General features: G+C 29.1%; 21 protein-coding genes. 14 read left to right on the top strand and 7 right to left on the bottom strand.

Annotation, left to right across the window (positions count from 1 at the left end):
- The first annotated feature begins 217 nt into the window (after window positions 1–217).
- Window positions 218–1,585: an MATE family efflux transporter gene (locus ACZ41D_RS12500; RefSeq protein ID WP_464151748.1), complete on the top strand. Its 1,368-nt coding sequence runs from the start codon at window positions 218–220 to the stop codon at window positions 1,583–1,585.
- A 16-nt stretch (window positions 1,586–1,601) separates the two neighbouring features.
- Here ACZ41D_RS12500 and ACZ41D_RS12495 read toward each other — a convergent pair whose 3' ends face one another.
- From ACZ41D_RS12495 to ACZ41D_RS12480, 4 genes are all read right to left on the bottom strand, one after another.
- The gene (locus ACZ41D_RS12495) at window positions 1,602–2,078 is read right to left on the bottom strand and encodes a QueT transporter family protein (RefSeq protein WP_464151747.1); all 477 of its coding nucleotides are present in this window, start codon (window positions 2,076–2,078) and stop codon (window positions 1,602–1,604) included.
- The gene (locus tag ACZ41D_RS12490) at window positions 2,065–2,775 is read right to left on the bottom strand and encodes a radical SAM protein (protein ID WP_464151746.1); all 711 of its coding nucleotides are present in this window, start codon (window positions 2,773–2,775) and stop codon (window positions 2,065–2,067) included. The genes ACZ41D_RS12495 and ACZ41D_RS12490 overlap by 14 nt, the downstream gene beginning before the upstream one ends.
- Window positions 2,776–2,930: 155 nt before the next feature.
- Window positions 2,931–3,824, bottom strand: a complete 894-nt coding sequence (locus ACZ41D_RS12485) for a zf-HC2 domain-containing protein (RefSeq protein ID WP_464151745.1) — start codon at window positions 3,822–3,824, stop codon at window positions 2,931–2,933.
- On the bottom strand, window positions 3,821–4,306 hold the full coding sequence (locus ACZ41D_RS12480; protein ID WP_464151744.1) for an RNA polymerase sigma factor: 486 nt from the start codon (window positions 4,304–4,306) through the stop codon (window positions 3,821–3,823). Before ACZ41D_RS12480 ends, ACZ41D_RS12485 begins: the two co-directional genes overlap by 4 nt.
- A gap of 407 nt (window positions 4,307–4,713) precedes the next feature.
- Here ACZ41D_RS12480 and ACZ41D_RS12475 point away from each other — a divergent pair, with 407 nt between their 5' ends.
- The 9 genes from ACZ41D_RS12475 to ACZ41D_RS12435 all read left to right on the top strand — a co-directional run bounded on the left by ACZ41D_RS12475 (window position 4,714) and on the right by ACZ41D_RS12435 (window position 12,324).
- Window positions 4,714–5,682: a sugar-binding transcriptional regulator gene (locus ACZ41D_RS12475; RefSeq protein ID WP_464151743.1), complete on the top strand. Its 969-nt coding sequence runs from the start codon at window positions 4,714–4,716 to the stop codon at window positions 5,680–5,682.
- The gene (locus tag ACZ41D_RS12470) at window positions 5,679–6,335 is read left to right on the top strand and encodes an HAD family hydrolase (protein WP_464151742.1); all 657 of its coding nucleotides are present in this window, start codon (window positions 5,679–5,681) and stop codon (window positions 6,333–6,335) included. The genes ACZ41D_RS12475 and ACZ41D_RS12470 overlap by 4 nt, the downstream gene beginning before the upstream one ends.
- Window positions 6,336–6,343: 8 nt before the next feature.
- On the top strand, window positions 6,344–7,024 hold the full coding sequence (fsa, locus tag ACZ41D_RS12465) for a fructose-6-phosphate aldolase (protein ID WP_464151741.1): 681 nt from the start codon (window positions 6,344–6,346) through the stop codon (window positions 7,022–7,024).
- A gap of 169 nt (window positions 7,025–7,193) precedes the next feature.
- Complete coding sequence (locus ACZ41D_RS12460) at window positions 7,194–7,994, top strand: SDR family oxidoreductase (RefSeq protein ID WP_464151740.1); 801 nt, start codon at window positions 7,194–7,196, stop codon at window positions 7,992–7,994.
- A gap of 18 nt (window positions 7,995–8,012) precedes the next feature.
- The gene (locus ACZ41D_RS12455; RefSeq protein WP_464151739.1) at window positions 8,013–9,713 is read left to right on the top strand and encodes a BglG family transcription antiterminator; all 1,701 of its coding nucleotides are present in this window, start codon (window positions 8,013–8,015) and stop codon (window positions 9,711–9,713) included.
- Between the two features lie 29 nt (window positions 9,714–9,742).
- A complete protein-coding gene (locus ACZ41D_RS12450; RefSeq protein ID WP_464151738.1) occupies window positions 9,743–10,189 on the top strand; it encodes a transcriptional regulator GutM in 447 nt (148 codons plus the stop codon).
- Between the two features lie 154 nt (window positions 10,190–10,343).
- On the top strand, window positions 10,344–10,889 hold the full coding sequence (gene srlA, locus ACZ41D_RS12445; protein WP_464151737.1) for a PTS glucitol/sorbitol transporter subunit IIC: 546 nt from the start codon (window positions 10,344–10,346) through the stop codon (window positions 10,887–10,889).
- Window positions 10,890–10,902: 13 nt separating this feature from the next.
- A complete protein-coding gene (srlE, locus tag ACZ41D_RS12440) occupies window positions 10,903–11,907 on the top strand; it encodes a PTS glucitol/sorbitol transporter subunit IIB (protein WP_464151736.1) in 1,005 nt (334 codons plus the stop codon).
- Between the two features lie 21 nt (window positions 11,908–11,928).
- The gene (locus ACZ41D_RS12435; RefSeq protein ID WP_464151735.1) at window positions 11,929–12,324 is read left to right on the top strand and encodes a PTS glucitol/sorbitol transporter subunit IIA; all 396 of its coding nucleotides are present in this window, start codon (window positions 11,929–11,931) and stop codon (window positions 12,322–12,324) included.
- Window positions 12,325–12,467: 143 nt separating this feature from the next.
- On the opposite strand, the gene ACZ41D_RS12430 is transcribed toward ACZ41D_RS12435, so the two are convergent.
- Genes ACZ41D_RS12430 through ACZ41D_RS12420 form a run of 3 tightly spaced genes read right to left on the bottom strand, consistent with a single transcriptional unit; the run spans window position 12,468 to window position 16,153 of the window.
- Complete coding sequence (locus ACZ41D_RS12430; protein ID WP_464151734.1) at window positions 12,468–13,433, bottom strand: ABC transporter ATP-binding protein; 966 nt, start codon at window positions 13,431–13,433, stop codon at window positions 12,468–12,470.
- Window positions 13,417–15,084: an ABC transporter permease gene (locus tag ACZ41D_RS12425; protein ID WP_464151733.1), complete on the bottom strand. Its 1,668-nt coding sequence runs from the start codon at window positions 15,082–15,084 to the stop codon at window positions 13,417–13,419. The genes ACZ41D_RS12430 and ACZ41D_RS12425 overlap by 17 nt, the downstream gene beginning before the upstream one ends.
- A gap of 1 nt (window position 15,085) precedes the next feature.
- A complete protein-coding gene (locus ACZ41D_RS12420; RefSeq protein WP_464151732.1) occupies window positions 15,086–16,153 on the bottom strand; it encodes an ABC transporter substrate-binding protein in 1,068 nt (355 codons plus the stop codon).
- 204 nt (window positions 16,154–16,357) lie between these two features.
- Between ACZ41D_RS12420 and ACZ41D_RS12415 the strand changes: the two genes are divergently transcribed.
- The 4 genes from ACZ41D_RS12415 to ACZ41D_RS12400 all read left to right on the top strand — a co-directional run bounded on the left by ACZ41D_RS12415 (window position 16,358) and on the right by ACZ41D_RS12400 (window position 20,932).
- Window positions 16,358–16,987, top strand: coding sequence for a PHP domain-containing protein (locus ACZ41D_RS12415; RefSeq protein WP_464151731.1), 630 nt, complete (start codon window positions 16,358–16,360; stop codon window positions 16,985–16,987).
- Window positions 16,988–17,380: 393 nt separating this feature from the next.
- Window positions 17,381–18,634, top strand: a complete 1,254-nt coding sequence (locus ACZ41D_RS12410) for a transposase (RefSeq protein WP_464151730.1) — start codon at window positions 17,381–17,383, stop codon at window positions 18,632–18,634.
- Between the two features lie 285 nt (window positions 18,635–18,919).
- A complete protein-coding gene (locus ACZ41D_RS12405; protein WP_464151729.1) occupies window positions 18,920–19,648 on the top strand; it encodes a GntR family transcriptional regulator in 729 nt (242 codons plus the stop codon).
- Window positions 19,649–19,747: 99 nt separating this feature from the next.
- Window positions 19,748–20,932, top strand: coding sequence for an SIS domain-containing protein (locus ACZ41D_RS12400; RefSeq protein ID WP_464151728.1), 1,185 nt, complete (start codon window positions 19,748–19,750; stop codon window positions 20,930–20,932).
- Window positions 20,933–21,102 lie beyond the last annotated feature (170 nt).

Raw genomic sequence — 21,102 nt, 5'->3', positions numbered from 1 at the left:
TGAAGAAGTTGAAATTTTTCTTTTAATTTGATATGAAAGTTTGCTATAATTAATTATAAGTAAAGTAGCTCCTTTCGTTTTGATTTTAGTTTTTATCAAAAGAAAGGGCTATTTTATTTATTTTTATGTTAAAATTTAAATCTGTGGATAGATGTGTAATAAGCCAATGACAAAACATTGCCTATAGATGAAATCAGAATAAGGAAGGTGTATGCTATTGAATAACAAATACGAAGAACGACTTGGCACGGATCCAATGTTGCCGTTGATTTTTAGAATGTCGCTGCCATCAGTTGCCGCACAATTGGTCAATTTGCTGTATAATATAGTTGATCGAATTTATATTGGACATATTCCGTTAATTGGCACAGATGCATTGGCTGGAGTTGGTGTTACCAATTCAATAATCATACTAATTGCTGCATTTGCGATGATTGTTGGGTCTGGAGGTGCCCCTCTTGCTGCAATAGCCCTTGGAAAAGGAGAACGACAACGGGCAGAAAAGATTCTTGGGAATGGTTTTCTCCTGATTTTAATTTTTACCGTAATAACCATGATATTATCATATATTTTTATGGAACCCATTTTGCGTATAACTGGCGCTTCAGATAATACAATAGGGTATGCAATGGACTACCTTAGGATTTACCTGATCGGTACCTTGTTTGTGCAACTTTCCATTGGCCTGAATAGCTTCATTAGCAGTCAGGGCAGACCTGGTATTGCTATGTGTTCCGTTTTAATCGGTGCGATTTTAAACATTGTGTTGGATCCGATTTTTATTTTTGCACTTAATATGGGTGTATCTGGTGCTGCCACTGCGACGGTTATTTCGCAGTTTTTTAGTGCTTTATGGGTACTTCGTTTTTTATTTTCAGAACGTGCATCTCTGAGAATTTTGCCGCGATATATGTCATTGGACAAAAATATAGTTTTCTCGGTGTTGGCACTTGGTATTTCACCTTTTGTTATGGCAAGTACAGAAAGTTTAGTAGGGTTTGTTTTAAATGGAAGCCTTGTAAAGTTTGGGGATATTTATGTGAGTGCACTTACTGTTATGCAAAGCTCAATGCAAATTGTAGCTACGCCGCTGACTGGTTTTTCGCAAGGCATTATTCCTGTTATTAGCTATAATTATGGGCATGGTAATGTGGAACGCGTAAAAAAAGGATTTAAGATTGTGCTGACTATCATGTTTTCATTTAATTTTGCTTTGGTAGTGCCAATGATTTTGTTTCCATCGACAATAGCGAGGCTATTTACTGATGATGTGGCGCTAATTAGCGTTGTTGCAAAAGTGATGCCGGTGTTTCTTGCTGGAATGAGTATTTTTGGTCTTCAACGTGCATGCCAGAATATGTTTATAGCGCTGGGACAGGCAAAGGTCTCCTTGTTTATTGCGCTGCTACGGAAAGTTATTTTGCTAGTGCCGCTTGCACTGATTTTGCCGCATTTTTTCGGTATTATGGGAGTTTATTCAGCAGAAGCGATAGCCGATGCAACATCTGCCATCTTATGTACAATAATTTTTTTGATGAAATTTCCTAAGATACTATTAGCAATGGAAGCACAGGAACGAGGTTAGTGCTTCCCTTGTTTTTTTAATTATGTTTTATTATTTTAAGCAGGTAATTATTTTTTTGAATATATTTAAATATAGGTACACCTATTAAAGATACTACTATAAATTGAGACAACATTATTTGCCCAGTTACTATGAAAAAATTAATTGGTTCTTTTGATAGAAATAATATTTCTAAACCTATGATGAAACTAAATACGGTTGGCCAGAGACTAGCAATGAATATGTTTTTAGATTTTGTCATGGCATATAAAGCTAAAAAACTAGCCAATGATCCAAATATAACATCAATTATTCCAAAAGGACTTCCTATATTAGATATTGCACAGGCAATTGTCAGAGGGAAAACATAAAATGGGTCAATAAATGCTAGTAATGTTATTGCTTCAGACAATCTAAACTGCAATGGACCGTAAGCGAAAGAAGAAAAGGCATAAGTTAATATTACATATAATGCTATTACAACACCACCTTTTACTAGGTTATTTGTTTTCAACAGTATCTCCTCCTACTCCAAAGTCAGTGTTATTCCATAATATTTCAATATTGTCGTATTGTTGTAGATATGAATAATTTTCTTTAAACCAAGAGACCAATTCTTTGTCTTGCTTAACAGGTGTAGAGTTTTCAACATAGATATTGATACATCCATGTTCAAAATATTTTTGCAAAATTTCTATATCTTTTGAGATCATTTCTTTAGTTTGTCCTTTAATTCCTACTAACAAGCAAATTGATTTAAAATAATTAGCTACTTCTTGATAATTTTTGAAGTGTACGTTTTTATTAAGATAATTATTTCTGAAATCATCGTCAAAAGTTTCAATACCACATTTAAAAATGATATCTGTCCCTTTAAAATAATTTCTTATTTCATCAAGCCTATGTCTATAATTATAATGACTTTCAAAATATAGTTTTTTTATTCCTTTTAAATTAACTATATCTTTTATATATTTAAGGGTTTCTTTTGGCAATTCAAATACAGAAGCTGAATTTATTACTTCTAGTTTTTTAAATTCTCCAGTTACATTATTTAAAATGTGCTTATTAAATTTGTTTATACTATTATCATCATTTTCATTGTCCTTAATATAGTCACAAAAAAGACAATGTCCCCATTTGCAGGGGCGTGATTTTAAAAGTACAATTTCTCTTGGGTTTTTTTTAGAAATTTTATTGTATCTTATCATTTTATCACTCCCTTGTTTTTATAGTGGGTATCAAGGAAACACTAAATATATTAAAATACTATTATAAATTAACATACATTAAATAGAATTACAAGTAGAAAAGAAAAGAAGCACAGGGACGAGGTTAGTGCTTCCTTGGAATTTTATTGTAATTATTAAGCTTTGTTTTTTGATTTTCTACGCAATTTGATAAAAAGTAAAAATAAACAATAAATTGGAATCATCACTAATAAAATTGCAGAGAAATCACGTTGTGCAGAATATGAAATAGTTGTAAAACCTTTAATACATAAATGTCCAATAATATATGATATAGGTAATAACATGATTTTTTCCAATACATATTTATTTTTGCCTTTCTTACTATATAAAATAAGAAAAATTCCACATAAAATTGCAAATAATATAGCTATAAATAAGTAAAATGCAAGATATAATCGTGGTAAGGTAACTACACCACCATCTTTGTACAAATCTTCACCATAAATTAAGGTGTCTTCTTTTCTATCAGTAAAATAATAATATACTGCTGCAACATTTTCTCCATCTGGATTTAATATTATACTTTGAGGTTTATTTTTAACAATATGTTTATTCCAAATTGTATTCCAAGTGATTAAATGATAGCTATATCCTTTGCCATTTTCAGCCTTATATCGTTTAATGTCATATCCAGCTATTTCATCATTAAATGTGACAATAACTTTACCGTCATCATATGCAGTCAGAGATATTATATCATTAGAGTAAGGTAAATACTCTGGAGAAGTAATATAAGCTATACTGATTATTACAATTGTTAATACTAAAGTTATTGTTAAAGCGATTGTTTGAATTTGTTTTTGAAAGAGTTTCTTTTTTACTTTTTTAAGTGGTTCTATATTTGTATCTATTGGTATTTGTTTAGAGTTTTGGATGGAGTTTAATTGCTTTTTACAGTTCGAGCAAGTACTAAGATGTTCTTCTATAAGCGTCTTAGTATCATTACTTACAAGTCCTTCTGCATATAAAGGCAAAAGATCTTTAATTACATCACATGTAACTTTCATAAATAACCCTCCAATTTTTTTAAAATTTTATTTTTAGCACGGTGATAAGTGACGCATGCCCAGTTTTCATTTTTCCCGAAGAGACGTGCTATTTGTTTAAAACTTAGTTCACCAAAAACACGTAATGAAAATACTTCTTTATATGGTTCTTTAAGATTATGTAAAATCTGATGAATTTTTAATGAATCTTCTTTAGAGACCATCATCTCTTCGAGATTAATTTTACTCTCATGCTCTGATATGGTATCTATAAGGACATCTTTCTTATTTTTTCGTAAATATGAAAAATAATAGTTTTTTGCAATTTGACATAACCATACTCGAATATCGCAATTCCCTTTAAAAGTATCAATAGATTTAATAGCTTTAATAAAAGTTTCTGAAACTATGTCTTCAGCTATATGTTCATCTCTTGATAAACTTTTTATATATAAAAATACGTCTTTAAAATACATTTTATATAGATCTTCAAGCTCGGTCACTTTTTCACCTCCTCATATATAAGACGCATAAATTATAATTATCTTACAATTAATTTTAACGATCATTCAAATTATTTATATTAATTATATCAGAAGCAAATATATTAGAAGCAAAGGGACGAGGTTACTGTTTCTTTTTTTAAAATACTTATTGATGTAAATGGGTTTATTACTATTATATACCATTTCAATTTAACAAAAAAGCTGCACAAATGTGCACTTATATCACAAAAATGCTATTTTTAATATTGAAAAGTAATATTTTATGGTATAAAATTAATAACAACAAAATTTCAGCTTTAGAAAGGTTCATCTGCTACGCTCCTTTTCCTTTCTAAATTAAAAAAATATAAAGAGAGCGTAAATATTAGCAAAGGAGAGTAATGATATAGTAATAATAAGGTAAAATGACTATAACTGAAAAAAGAAGAATAATGTTAAAAGCAGCTACTATGTATTATTTGGAAGATATGACTCAAAGCCAAATAGCAAAGAAACTAGGAATCAATAGAACAACTATAAGTAGGATATTAACTAAGGCTAGAGAGATGGGTATAGTTAAAATAGAAATTGGAAGTAGTTTTAATAATGAACGCATTAAACTTGAAAGAGATTTAGAAAAAAAATTAGAACTAAAAGAAGTTTTATTAGTTGAAAATAAGATTGGAGAGACAAAAGAAGAAATAAAAGAAAAATTAGGGAAAGCTTCTGTTGAGTATTTAAAAAGAATAATAAAAGATGGTGATGTTATAGGATTTTCTTGGGGTACTACAATAGGTAGTATTTGTAATTATTTAATTGATTTTAGAAAGGTAGATGCAGATATAGTACCTTTAGTTGGAGGAACATTAAATGAAGAAAATGATTATCATGTAAACCCAATAGTACACAAAGTAGCAAATGCATTTAACTCAAGAGCACACTTTATATATGCACCAGCAATAACTGAAAAAAAAGAAACAAAATATGCAATTATTAATGATGCAAATTTTAAAAAAATAAATGAACTTTGGGGAAAGGTTAATAAAGCTTTTGTTGGCTTAGGTACTCCTTTAAGTTCTTTAAATGCAAAGTGGACTGAATTATTAAGTCAAGAAGATAAAGATTATTTAAAAAAAATGAATACTGTGGGGGATATTTGTGCTAGATTTTATGACATCAATGGAAAGATCATCAAATCAGATATAGATGATAGGACTATCGCAATAGACATGAATAGATTTAAAGAAATAGAATATATAGTTGGAATAGCAGCATCATCAGAAAAGGTACAGTCTATATATGCAGCTGCAAAAGGGAAATTAATAAATGTATTAATTACTGATGTTAACACAGGGAAACAGCTTTTAAAATATAAAGAGGAGATAATAAGATGATAAAAGCAGTTATTTTTGATATGGATGGAGTAATAGTGGATACTGAGCCATTATCCTATAAAGTAAATTCCATAATGGTTAAAAGTTTATCTGGAAAACAGTATACTGAAGAATTTCATAAAGCTGTTATGGGTTTAAACATGAAAGAGGTTGTTAGGAGAATGAAAAAAGAGTATCTAATTTCTATGGATGATGGCGAATTTTTAAAACAAAGAAATCAAATATTTGAAGATTTATTAAAAACAGATTTAAATGTTATCGAAGGATTTTTTCCACTTATTCAATATATCAAGGATAATAATTTGAAATGTGCTTTAGCAACGGGTAATTCAAGGAGAATTACAGAAAAAATCCTTCATATATTAGATGTATCGTCTTATTTTGAATCTATTCTTTGTAGTGAAGATATAAAAAAAGGAAAACCAGATCCATGGGCATACAATTTAACCATGAATAGATTAGGAGTTGAAAGTGATGAGACGGTTATATTAGAAGACTCAAAAAATGGTGTATTGGCCGCATTAAATTCAGGAAGTAAGGTTATTATTGTTAATTCTATATGGAGGTTTGAAGAAAATAGTCAAATTGTATCTATAGAAAAAGATTTAACAATGGTACCTAAAATATTAAAAAACTTAAACACAGAGGAGTGATAAATCACATGTTATTGTTACTTGATACTGCAAATTTAGAGAAAATTAAAAAACTTAATGATCTTTTCCCAATTAATGGTGTGACAACTAATCCATCTATTATTTCAAAAGAAAATAGAGATTTTTTTGAAATACTAAAAGATATAAGAAAAATCATTGGGAAAGACAAAATGCTTCATGCTCAAGTTTTGGGAACAACAAGTCAGGACATTGTCAATGAAGCTAAATATCTATATAAAGAAATAGGAGGAAATCTATTTATTAAGATTCCAGTTATTCCTCAAGGTATTAAAGCTATAAAGATTTTAAAGGATGAAGGAATAAAAGTTACAGCAACAGCAGTGTTTACCCCTATGCAAGCTTTAATTGCTGCACAAGCCGGGGCTGATTTTGTAGCACCATATGTTAATAGATTAGATAATATTGCTGCAGATGGGTTAAAGGTAGTTGAAGAAATTCTTAAAATGTTCAAAGAATATGGTTTAAATACAAAAGTATTAGCTGCAAGTTTCAAAAATGTAGAACAAATACACAAATCAGCTTTAATGGGAGTTGATTCAGTAACAGCATCACCAGATATTGTGGAAAAACTTATATATCATCCATTAACAGACTGGAGTGTAGAACAGTTTATAAATGACTGGGAAAATGTATATGGTGAAGGAAAAAGAATAGACAGTCTAAAGTAAGAAAGATGGAGGATATTATTATGATATCCTCTTATTATTTTCCCCTTTTATACTACATAATATACAATTAATACAAAAAAATTGACAAAATACGATTTTATTCTTGTATTAATTAAATATAGTTGCTGATGTATAATTTTAATATGATAATACAGAAGGGGGTTATTATATGGAAAAGGATTGGCTAAATATTAATGGTAAAACAATCATAGTAACTGGAGGAAATTCTGGTATCGGATTGCACATTGTCAATGAATTAAAAAAAAATGGTGCAAATGTTGTCGTAGCAGATTTAAATGTTGAAAATGGTGAAAAAGATGGTGTGCTAAATATTAAGACAGATGTTCGTATGATAGACAGTGTAAATGCAATGGTTGATGAAACAATAAAGAAATATGGGAAAATTGATGTATTAGTTAATAATGCAGGAATTAATTTACCAAGATTGCTTGTTGATGTTTACAGTGATGAACCAAGATATGAAATTGATGAAGATTCTTTTAACAAGATTGTCGAAGTAAATCAAAAAGGCGTTGTATTTGTTACACAAGCTGTAGTAAGACATATGTTAAATAAAAAGATTAAAGGAGTTATTATTAATATATCTTCTGAATCAGGTATGGAAGGTTCAGCAGGACAAAGTTTATATTCTGCAACAAAAGGTGCTGTAAATGCTTATACTAGATCATGGGCAAAGGAGCTGGGTAAGTTTGGTATTAGAGTGGTTGGTGTAGCTCCTGGTATAAATGAAAAAACTGGACTTACAACACCTGCTTACAATGAGGCATTAGCTTATACTAGAAACATAAGTGTAGAACAGCTAGAATCATCATATGAAAAGAGCATTCCACTTGGACGTGTAGGAAAATTAGATGAAATAGCGTATTTAGTTAGTTTCCTTGCTTCAGATAAATCAGGCTATATCACTGGGACAACGATTAATATTTCAGGAGGGAAATCAAGAGGATAAAAATAGGAGGAATATATTTTGATAGGTCAAAAAAATGTAGTTAATGGTTATAGGATTAACATTGATACTTTTGACCGCGGTAATAAATACAGACGTTTAGTAAGAACAATAAAGTATGATTTTAATGATGTTGACTGTAGGATTGCATATTTACTATATAGGTTAATAGATACAGGAGATTATTTAAATATTATGCAACTTTCTGAAAGTATGAATGTTAGTAAAGGAACGGTTAATAATGATTTAAAAAAAGCTAAAGTACTTTTAAAGAAATATAATGCAAAAATTGTAGGTGTACCCAATAAAGGCATCAAGATAAGTTGTAGTGAATTTAGTAAAAGATTAGTGCTTATATATGAAGTGTTTGATTATTTTAAAACAGATATAGTTTTAAATAATCAAATGAATGAAGCTTTAGAATCATTAGCAGAATATTTCAAATTTAGTAATTCAATGGCTTTACTTTTTTATAAATCTACATTAATAACTATTGACAGATTAAAAAAAGGAAATAAACTAAGAGAAAATATTCCTATGTACAAAAATTTTGTAGCTAATGACAAAGAATTTATTAAAATTATTAAACAGATTGAAGACATTTATGAAATAGAAATTTGCGATAGAGATATTGACTTTTTATCATTTCCTATTAATACACAAAATTCTTTTTTCGGTGCTAATATAGATAATGCAATAAATGAAGAAATATTATTTAAAATTGTCAAAAAAATGCTTGATAATGTAAAAGAAAATTTCATGATTGGTGTTGATGAATACACATTTTTTAAAAAAATAAAATATCATTTATTATTTTTAATCAATCGACTAATATTTAGATTTCCTATGAAGGATATATTTTCTGATCAGATTAAAAATGAATATCCTTTAGCATATGAGCTGGCAAAGATATCGATGAATGTTCTACAAAAAGAATACCACTTAATTGGCACAAAAGCTGATATAAGCTATCTTGCGGTATATTTTGCATTAATTTTAGATGAAAAAGAAATTGCTTATAAGAATAAAAATAATGAAAGACATGTTGCTGTAGTGACTAATAGTGGTAGAGGTACTTTTGAATTAATACAAAAGCAGCTAAGAGAAATAATAGGCTTAAATTCTAAAATAGATTTTTTAACTGTTTCACAATTAAAAAATTCAGAAATGTCAAATTACGGATTAATTTTCTGTACGGAAGACATAGCTAATGAAGTACATTATCCTAGTATAAAGATAGATGTAATAATTGATCAAGAATATCTTATTCAAAAGATTAATGAGATTAGAGAAAAAAATTTTGATCCAATTAAAAGTTTAATGAAGATAAGAAATGTTAAGCTATTATATTTAGATGGAGAAAAAAGCTATAGAGATAATGTTAAAGAAATTACCAATAAATTAATTGAAGAAGATAACGTTTCGCTTGATATTTACGACACATTTAAGAGTAAAGATGATATAAGTTCAATGATTTACGAAAATGGTGTTGCTTTTCCACATTTAACAGATAAAAAAATAGATGATTTTAATCTAACTATAGGTATTATTAAATCTAATAAGAGTGAATTAAAAATTATTTTGTTCTTATTAATACCTGAAAATATGAATAAACAACAAGAAAAGGAATTATTACACATTTATGATTGTATTTTTACTATAATAAGCGATAAAAATTTAGTTCTAAAACTTCAGAATATAAATAAAAATTATAATTTTTAGATATTTCGCATAAAGGGAGGTTTTATTATATGTCTGTCTTGCAGCTAGTTATATTTGTTGTAGTTATAATGTTATCGTTTGCATTACAGTATATTCTAGGATTCAGACAGATTCGTTATTTTGGTGAAGAATATAAGAAAATGCGAAAAGAAGGGAAAGTAGCTATAGGCCGTTGTGCAGGGAAAATAAAATCTGGAACAATAATATTGTTTGCTTTAGACGATGAAGACAGAATACGTTATGGAAGGAAAATGCAAGGGACTACTGTTTTGGCTAAGTTTAAAGATTTTAATCGATTTAATGGTAGAAAGATAGGTGAAATTACACTAGAAGATGAAGAAATGAAGAAAGAAATAAAGATTACTCGAGAGACAGTTATGGATGCAGTAAATAACTATAAGGCTGTTAAAAATGGTGAAAAAATTCCGGAAAAGAAAACTTTGTTTGGACAAGTACGTGAAAAATTATTAACTTGATGTTATCAGATTAAATATTTGTAAGATGATATTTATGGAATTAGTTTTGGCATATGATTAGGTTTTAGATAACATATTGCCTATGATGCTTAAATAAATTCCATTAATATAATGTTGAATTAAAATATTATAAAAATTAAAGGAGGAATGAATAATGGATATATTAATTAAAATCGCAGAAGGATTTATAGGTTTATTTAAAGTAGGATCAGAAATCTTTTTAAGCTGGATGACAGGTATTGTACCACTAGTATTGTTGCTACTTATATTTATGAACACAGTTATTAACTTGATTGGGCAAGAAAGGGTTAATAGGTTTGCTCAGTGGGCTTCAAAATACGCAATAATGAGAAATATGATTTTACCTTTTGTTGCAGCATTTATGCTTGGTAATCCATCGTCATTTACTATGGGAAAATTTTTGCCTGAATTTTATAAGCCAAGTTATTATGCAGCTTTAGCTCAATATTGTCATACAAGTAATGGTATTTTCCCACATATTAATCCAGGTGAACTATTTGTTTATCTTGGAATAGCAACAGGGGTTGAGCAGCTTGGGTTAAGTGCTACTCCATTGGCAATAAGATACCTACTTGTTGGTCTTGTAATGAATGCAGTAGGTGCTTATGTTACAGATTTTACAACAGCATATGTATGTAAAAAAACTGGTATAACATTGAGTAAAGAAATTGAAGTATAAGGAGGGTAAAATAATGAGTAAATATAGAAGCATAATAGTTGAAAAAGGTAAAGGTGGCTGGGGAGGTCCTATTATTGTAACACCTACTGAACAAAAAAATAAATTTATATATGTTGTAGGTGGAGGGAAAAAACCAGAAATTGTAGATAAAATAGCAGAATTAACAGGAATGGAACCAGTCAATGGATTTGAAACCTCAATTCCTGATAATGAAATAGCGTTAGCAATAATTGACTGTGGTGGAACATTAAGATGTGGAATATATCCACAAAAAGGAATTCCAACTATAAATATTACTCCAACTGGAAAATCTGGTCCTTTAGCTAAATATATTACTGAAGACTTATACGTTTCTAATGTTGGAGTGAATGAAATTAGATTAGCTGATGAAAAAGAACAAGAAGCTTATTATGCACGTAGTAAAAAAGAAAAACCTAAAAAATCTGGGTATTCTGTTGATAAAAAATTAACCGAACAAAATGCAGAAAAAGGAAGCATTATTGCTAGATTTGGTATGGGAGCAGGAAGAGCAATTTCTATAATGCTACAGGCTTCAAGAGAAGCTGTACAGACAATGCTAAATACCATTATACCTTTTATGGGATTTGTTTCGATGTTGATAGGATTAATTCAAGGAAGCGGAATAGGAAATGTTTTTGCACAAATCATGACACCTTTAGCAGGGAATATATGGGGATTAATGCTTATTGGGTTTATTTGCTCATTACCATTTTTATCACCTTTACTAGGTCCTGGTGCTGTTATTGCTCAAGTTATTGGAACTTTAATTGGTGTTGAAATAGGAAAAGGAAATATACCTCCAAGCTTAGCATTACCTGCATTATTTGCAATTAATACACAAAATGCATGTGATTTTATTCCTGTTGGATTAGGGTTAGAAGAAGCAGACCCTGAGACAGTTGAAGTTGGAGTACCATCAGTATTATATTCTAGATTTTTAAATGGTGTACCACGTGTATTTGTTGCTTGGTTAGCAAGTATTGGACTATATAGTTAGAGTAAAAAGGAGAGCTGAAATATGATTTATAGCACAAGAATTCAAGAAATTGGACAGAATGCAAAAGATTTTTTAAACGAAGGATTTATAATATTGTTTGGAGCTGATGCTCCCGCTGAATTAAAGCCATATTGCTTTATAGTTGAAAAGAATGATGTAAATGATGAGATAGAAGTTGGAGACATAATGACTATTGGAGATGAAAAATATAATATTATAGCTGTTGGCAATCAAGTAACTAAAAATTTAAGAGATTTATCGCATATTACAATTAACTTTAAAGGAGATATAAGTAAATTAAAGCCTGGATCCTTATATTTAGAAAAAAAACCACTATGTGATATTAAAGTAGGGACAAAGATAACTATAGAGAAAGTAAAGATTAAGGAAAAAATTGAAGCAAAGCAGACTGTGTAATAAATATTATATAGAGGTTGAGAAGTTCAGGAAAAATATTAATATCCTCCATAATTTCTTATTTATATATAAATAAGAAATTATGGAGGATTATTTATGTACAGATTGATGCAGATTTAAATATCTATTTTATTGGGGTAATTTTATTTTTTCATCTCTTTTACGTCATATTTAAGATATACTTCATCACCTATTTCATATTCTTTTTCTGTTTTATTTGTTACTTGTACTTTTAGTAAATTGTTATCTGTACTTACTTTGTAATTTATGTAAGAACCTAAAAATACCTTTTCTACTATTTTGCCGCGTATTTTTCCTTGTTGGTTTTTATCATTAGTTACGATATTTATCATTTCGGGTCTTACGAATTTTATATTTCCATTATTATTTTCTATAATATTAGAAGAGCCTATAAAATCTAGGACAAATGGGCTTTTAGGATTTTCGTAGATTTGTCTAGGCGTTCCCAACTGTTCTAATTTCCCTTTATTCATAATACCTATTTTATCTCCTATGCTCATAGCTTCTTCTTGATCATGGGTAACAAATATCATAGTAATACCAAATTTTTTTTGTATATTTTTTATTTCTTCTCTCATTTTGATACGAAGTTTTGCATCTAAATTTGATAGAGGCTCATCTAATAATAAAACTTTTGGGTTTACAATAAGCGACCTAGCTAGTGCGACTCTTTGCTGCTGACCGCCACTTAACTCATGGATTTTTTTATTTTTGCATTTTTCAAGACCTACAAGTTTTAAGTATTCTTCTCCTTTTTCTTTTGCTTTCTTCTTTTTTATCCCTTGAAATTTCAATCCATATATTATATTTTCAATTACATTCATATGGGGGAAAAGGGCATAAGATTGAAATACGGTAGAAACCGGCCTTTTATTTGGAGGAATTTTAGTTATATCTTTGCCCTCTATCAATATATTACCACTATTTGGTATCAAAAAACCGCCTATCATTTTTAATGTAGTAGTTTTGCCACATCCACTAGGTCCTAAGAGGCATAAAAGTTCTCCTTTTTCTATTCCTATATTCAAATTATCTACTGCAATGAAATCATCAAAATATTTGTTAAGATTTTTAATTTCTAGAAACATTTTTACCCTCCAGTATAAGTTTTGAAAAAGTTATATTTACAACTAAAGTTATTAGAATGATAGTGCAGGCTATAGCAGAGCCTACTCCATAGTCTCCACTTTGTATAGCATCAAACATTTCAATAGTAGCTAATTTTTTTCCTGGATATATTAAAAATATTATTGAACCAATAGTAGTCATTGTAGCAGTAAAATTATTTATAAAAGAAACTAAAAAGGCTGATTTAGACATAGGCAGCATGATATCTTTTAGTATAAAGAAATTTTTTGCTCCTAAATCCTTTGCTGCTTCTTCTATTTGAGGATTTATTTGAGATAAAATAGCACTATTTATTTTAGTAGACATAGGCAACTGTTTAAAAAGTACATTAAGTATAACTATAAGTGCGGTGCCAGTAAGTTCTAAGGGATAATTATTGAATGCTAAAATATAACCTATTCCAAAAAAAGTCCCTGGTATTATATATGGCATAGTGGCAATAAAATCAATTTCCTTCATTATTTTTATTTTTCTTATCTCTAAGTAATAGGCTATTAAGAATCCTATTAAGCTTCCAATTATTCCTGCAATTAGTGAATATATTACACTTCTTAAAAAGCTTTTACCACTATATGTCCTCATCTTTTGAATGTTAGCTAGTGAAAAATGCATTATCCCTGATTTATATTTTGTAATAGCAGATATAAATATAGATGCATATTGCAATAGCATGACAATTAAGAAAAAATAAGTAACAAATTTAATTGATATTCCTAAAAATCCATTTATATTTATCTGATCTTCTTCAGAAATATCTTTTAAAGTGTTAGTTGAAGCTACTTTTGTATTAGTCATAAAAAACCTATAAAAGAGAAAAGCGACAATAGAAGGTATAAATATAAGTACACTTATGGCTGATGCAGTATTTAAATCAGAATACGCAATAACACTTAAATAAGCTTGTGTTGCTAATACATTAAATGAACCACCTATAATAGTAGGTGTTCCAAAGTCTGCAAGTGATCTGACAAATGTAAGCAGTGCTACAACTAATATCCCTGGTCTCATAAGTGGTAATACAATCTTTCTTATTGTGTAAGAAGAACTTCCACCTAAATCCATAGAAGATTTTATGAGATTTTTATCTATACCACTTATAAATCCGACTAAGATCAATGAACTTAGTGAAGTAAATCCTAGCGACTGCATAGCGACTATACCTTGCCAGCCATAGGTATTGATAGTTAACCCTAAAATATCATGAGTTATAAATCCTCTTCTGCCAAATAAGGTTATATAAGCTAGTGATGATACAAATGGTGGAGAGATCATAGTTAACATAAGAATAGAAACGAGAACTTTTTTGATCCTTTTACCACTAAAACTAATATATAAAGAGGTGCACACAGCCATAAAAGTAGAAATTATAGTAGTTAACGTAGCTACAAATATACTGTTGTAGAATAATTTCAATCTTTTATTGAACAAATTTCTATATATATTCAATGTTAGTTTGCCATCTATTCTAATGCTTTCTATGATTACTGAAGCAATAGGATAAAGTATAAAAATAAGCACTAAAGATATGACGATTATTAATATCAATTTATCTATTATGTTGTAAAAATGGGTATCTAAAGAATTAGATACCCTTTTGTTCTTTCTTATCATATTATTTATCTCCTACTAATGTACTCCATTTGTTAAGTATAGCTTCTCTATCATCACCAAAAGAACTCAAGTTTAATTTTAAAAGTTTGTCTTTTGGTACTCCTAATTCTAGACCTTCTACACCAGGTTTAACCATCATATTGCTGTCTTTTCCGTCTAATTTAGCTAATTCAGATTGTATTTCTTTAGAGAATATCCAATCCATAAATAGTTTTGCTGCCTCTAGATTTTCAGCATTTTTAAATATTGCCATACCTTCTGGAACCCATGGTATACCATCTTCTGGGTAAATAACTGTCATATTTCTTTCTTCTTGTAAATCAAAAATGCTTTTATCTATGTAAGTAATACCTATAGCTACTTCTCCTTCTGTAGCTTTAAGTTGAGGGTCTTTACCTCTTTTACCATAGTAAGGAATGTTTTCATTTAATTTTTCAAAAAAATTCCAACCTTCTTCATCACCCATAGATTGTAAAAGTCCGTTAACTACAGCATAATTTGTTCCTGATATTGCTGGGCTTGACATGATTATTTCATTTTTATATATTGGGTTAGTTAAATCTTGCCAGCTTTTAGGCATAGGAAGATTGTTTTCTTCCATTACTTCATTGTTAACTATGAATCCTACTATTGTTATTCCCTTTGCTACCCAGTATCCGTCACTATCTTTGTATTGGGCTGGTATATCTTCTATTTGTGGAGATTTGTAAGATTCCAAAAGGCCATCTTTTTTAGCCTGCATAAAAGCATCTAATCCACCGCCAAACCAAAAATCTGCCATTGGTTTGCCACCTTCAGCCTTTGTTCTAGATAATAATTCTCCTGAAGACATACTTACAAACTCTACTTTTATACCTGTTTTTTCAGTGAATTTGTCAAACAGTTCCTTGTAGCTTTCAGATGTAGCTACAATTCTTAGAGTTGTTCCTTCTAAATTTTTTTCTTCTCCCACATTTGTATTTTCTACTTGATTATTTTCTTGCTCATTTTTAGTTTTACTGCAAGCTGCTAAACTTAAAACCATAATTAAAACTAAAAATAAAGAAAGTATTGATTTAAAATTTTTCATTTGTAATTCCCCCTAATGTATATTCGATTTCTATAGGTAAACACAGGTATTTGACCTAAAAATTATACCATTAAATAATCTTAAGTGTAATTATTATAGATATTTTTTATACTTAATTTGTTTATTATTATATTCTGTTATAACTTAACATGAGTAAGCATTTCTGTGGTAAAATTCCTGTATAATGTTGTCGGAGGTAATTATATGATAATTGATACTCATTTACATGAAAGCAAACATTCATCTGATAGCTATTTGTCGCTTATGGAAGCTATACAAACTGCTAAATCTATAGGATTAGATGGAATATGTGTAACTGACCATGATAATAATTATTTAAAAAATGAAATTGGAACCTCTAAAAAAATAAAAGATATATTAATAATCGTAGGTGCTGAAATACTTACATTTGAAGGAGACATATTAGTCTTTGGATTACATGATATACCCAAAGACATGATTCATGCTGAAGAATTATTAGAAATGGTAAAAAGGAATCAGGGGGTAGCTATTAGTGCTCACCCTTTTAGGAATAATAATAGAGGATTGGGCGAATACATCAGAAATGTAAAAAATAATTTGGATGGGATAGAAGCTTTTAATGGAAGTACTTTACCTCACCACAACCTATATGCATATGCTCTAGCTATAGAGCTTGGTATTCCTTGCCTTGGTGCAGGTGATGCTCATGTGCCTGAGCAAGTAGGAAAGTATGCAACTTATTTTAGTCATTCCATTAGAGATGAAAAAGATTTTATTGAAGCAATTAAAACAAAAAGTTTTTGTCCAGTAGTAAGAAAAAATGGGACTTTTGAAAAGATAGATATATACTAAAAGTAGAAATACTAAAGCATATTGTTTTTGACAAAAAACTACAAAAATTATTTCTTCCTTTTCAACTATGAGATGGATATCAAACTTATGTATCTGAATTTGAGTAAGATTTTGGACCTTTAGTTGAAATTTTAAGGAAAAAAGTCCAAAATAAGTCGTACAAAAATTTAAACTTGCAAAATTTCTTAAATTATTTTATTATGCAATCAGAGATTTCGCATCAAAAAAAATAAATGGGCGATAGCCCGTAGAAATTAAACAATTTATGATATACCTATAAAATTTTGATTATTCCTATTTTTACTGGAAATTATAAAAAAATATTTGCAAAATAAAAGCATCCTTTCTATAATAGTTTTTACCACAAAAACCAAAGAAAAGGATGCTGATAAAATGAGTAAAAGCTATTTGAAACAATTACTCACTTATATTAATAAGGTATACCATATAGGTGAAAAAATCAATACCTTAAATGATAAAAGATTAAAATCTAACGTAAAAATTTCAACAATTTCCTTTGTTGTATTATTTGGATTTATGCTTCAAATAAGAAGTTTCAATAGATTAGAGCATTGGCTTAAAAAAGATAAATTTAAAAAGATCATGCCTAAAAAAATAAAGATGCCACGTATTGATACTATTAGACGCTCTTTAAGTGATTTTGATTTAGAAGGTTTAAAAAATATTCATGGTCATATAGTAAAAACTACTATAAAAAATAAGGTGTTTAGGAATGGTACTATAGAAGGTTTAAAGGTAGTTGCTATAGATGGCGTAGAATTATTTGAAAGCACTAAAAAGTGTTGTGATAAATGCCTTACAAGAGTTGATAAAAATGGAATTACTCATTATTTTCATAGATCAGTTGTATGTACAACCGTAGGTTCTGATCCACACATTATTTTAGGTCAAGAAATGCTAGAACCTAAAAATGATAGTTCATATAAAGATGAAGGCGAAATTACTGGTGGAAAACGGCTTATTAAAAACTTATATAAACAATATCATCATTTTGCAGATATTGTAGTAGCTGATGCTTTATACTGTAAGTCTACTTGGATAAAAGAAGTTCTTTCTATAGGAATGGATGCAGTAGTAAGAGAGAAAGATGAGCGACTTAATATTGTAAAAGATGCATTATCTTTGTTTAAATGCCGTAAGGCAAATAAAGAGTGGATAGTAAAGAAAAAAGGTAATAAGTATAGAAAAATTAAAGCTTGGGATGAAGATAATTTTGAAATGCCTAATTTAGATACAAAAGTAAGATTTGTAAAATTCATAGAAGAAATTCATAATGAAGATAAGATTGAAATTAAAGAAGGATGGATCATAACTACAGATAAAATAACATCAGTAGAAACTCTATGGAAGATAATGCATAAAAGATGGGACATTGAAAATAATGCATTTCATCAATTAAAAACAGAATGGCACCTAAATCATTGTTTTCTTCATAGCCCTACGGGCGTAGAAACAGTATTAATGTTTATGATAATAGCATTTAATTTAATGCAACTATATTTTTTTCGGTGTATAAGAGGATTTAGGAGAAAAGGTATGCTTCATATAGATATTATAGAAGATATAAGAGATGAAAGATTTATCATAGAAAATAATTGGGATAATCCAATATTTATGAAAACTTAAATTGAAATAAAACTGGAAATTCATTATGAAGTTTTATTGGGGTAGGGGGAATTGTAACCATTTTTATGACCTAACGGTCTTTTAGCCTACCAATAATTCGAATAATTGTTTAGAAATACATATTTAGCATAATTCAATTTTTCACTGGAAATTTGATGCGAAATCTCTATTATGCAATTTCCTCTATTGACAAAACAAAAAAGTTATATTATTATAAATATATAAGTGGTACACACCACATAACAAGTTACGATATTAAATATATTATAGTTAGGGTGAAACGAGATGAAGACTATAGATAAAGAAAGCAGAATACCATTGTACTATCAGTTAATGGATATTATTATTGAAGAGATAGAGACAGGTAAACTGAAGGAAAACGATAAAATACCATCTGAGAGGGAATTATGTAAAGGATATGATATTAGTCGTGTAACAGTAAGGCAAGCAATACAAGAATTGGAAAAGGGAAATTATATATATAAAAAACATGGTAAAGGCACCTATGTTTCACCATTGAAAATGAAACAGAATTTATTGAAATTCTATAGTTTTACAAATGAAATGAAAAATATTGGCAAAGTACCAACCTCAAAAGTTATAGATTTTGAAATAATTTATTCTAATGAAAAAATATCAAAGAAAATGGGAATAGAAACGGGAACTATGTTATATAAATTTACTAGGTTAAGATTAGCAGATGAAACACCTATGATGATAGAAACAAGTTATGTTCCATATAATCGATTTCCTGGTATTGTAAAAAAGGATTTAGAAAACCAAGCTATGTATGATATTTTTACGAAAAGATTCGAGGCTGTTATTGCTGGAGCAGAAGAGGTTTTTCAGCCTGTCTTGACTAGAAAAAATGAAGCAGAGGCCCTTGGTATAAGAGCAAATACTCCCAGCATGATGATAGAAAGATATACCTTTGAAAAGGGAAATATTATAGAGTATACAGTTGGCATAGCTAGAGGAGATAAATTTAAATATCGTGTAGTATTAGAAAAGTAGTTTTTTTAACCTAACTGGTACGAACGACATGACAATATTACCATATTAGATATTGTATTTCAAGGTAATATGTAGATTAATAATTAGGAGGGATAAAAAATGTCGGCAATATTTGGATATGATGAAGGAAAACTAAAAAAAATGAATGGGTATATAACGGCAAAAGAAATCACACAGCAGCCAAGATTATGGAAAGAAACTTTTGAAATAGTTAAAAAAAATAAAGAGCAAATAGGCAGATTTTTAAATAGAGTGTTAAAAGAAAAAGATCTTAGAATTATTTTTACTGGAGCAGGTACTTCTGCATTTGTGGGGGATAGTATTGTAGCATATTTAGATAGAATGCTTACCCATAAGGTTGAAGCTATATCTACAACTGATATAGTGTCTAATCCTAAAAACTATTTACATTCCCATATTCCTACTTTACTTATATCCTGTGCAAGGTCAGGAGATAGCCCAGAAAGTGTAGCTGCTGTTGAATTAGCGGAGAAATTAGTAGATAATCTTTATCAAATATTCCTAACTTGTAATCCGAAAGGTAACCTTGCTAAAAAAGCATCCCAAAATGACAATTCATTATTAATACTCATGCCAGAGGAATCCAATGACAGAGGTTTTGCAATGACAGGAAGTTTTACATGTATGGTTCTTACTTCGTTATTGATTTTTTATATAGAAAATATTGATAACTTAGAAACACAAATACAAGGAATAGCTGACGTAGGAGAAAGGGTGATTGAAAAATATTCAGAAACAATTAAAGAGATTGCAGCTAATGATTTTGACAGAGCAATATTCCTAGGTTCTTCTACATTAAAAGGATTGGCAAGGGAATCTGCTTTAAAAACTTTGGAGCTAACTAGAGGTAAAGTTATGACTAATTGGGATTCTTCTCTAGGTTTTAGACATGGTCCAAAATCAGTAATAAACGACAAAACTCTTATATTTTCATTCTTATCAAATGATAGTTATACAAGGCGATATGAGCTAGACTTACTCAAAGAAATGAATAGTGAAGATGGAAATAAGAAAGTAATAGCACTATCTAGTTATATAGACAAAGAAGTTGAAGGACTAGTAGATTATTATATATATATAACAGATGCTAAAGAAGATTATAAGGATGATGTATATTTAATATTTAATTATGTTTTAGTTGCTCAAATGTTTGCTTTTCTTAAGTCAATTCAGTTGGGCATAAGCCCTGATAATCCATGTCCTGATGGTAGTGTTAATAGAGTAGTAAAAGGAGTTAGAATATATCCCTATTTATTAAAATAAAATTTAATTTTGGTATTAATATAGATCTCTAAATCAGTTGTACAGGATAATACAATTAAAAACGTTTTTTACAGATTAATTAATGAATTTGTTTTCACTAGGGGTAACTATCTTTTTAGAACAAATTTTTTAAATATAGTAAGCTCTTTTAAAAACAAATTACTAAATAA

The sequence above is a fragment of the Brassicibacter thermophilus genome (assembly GCF_055378355.1).
This window is presented reverse-complemented; position numbering and strand designations above follow the sequence as displayed.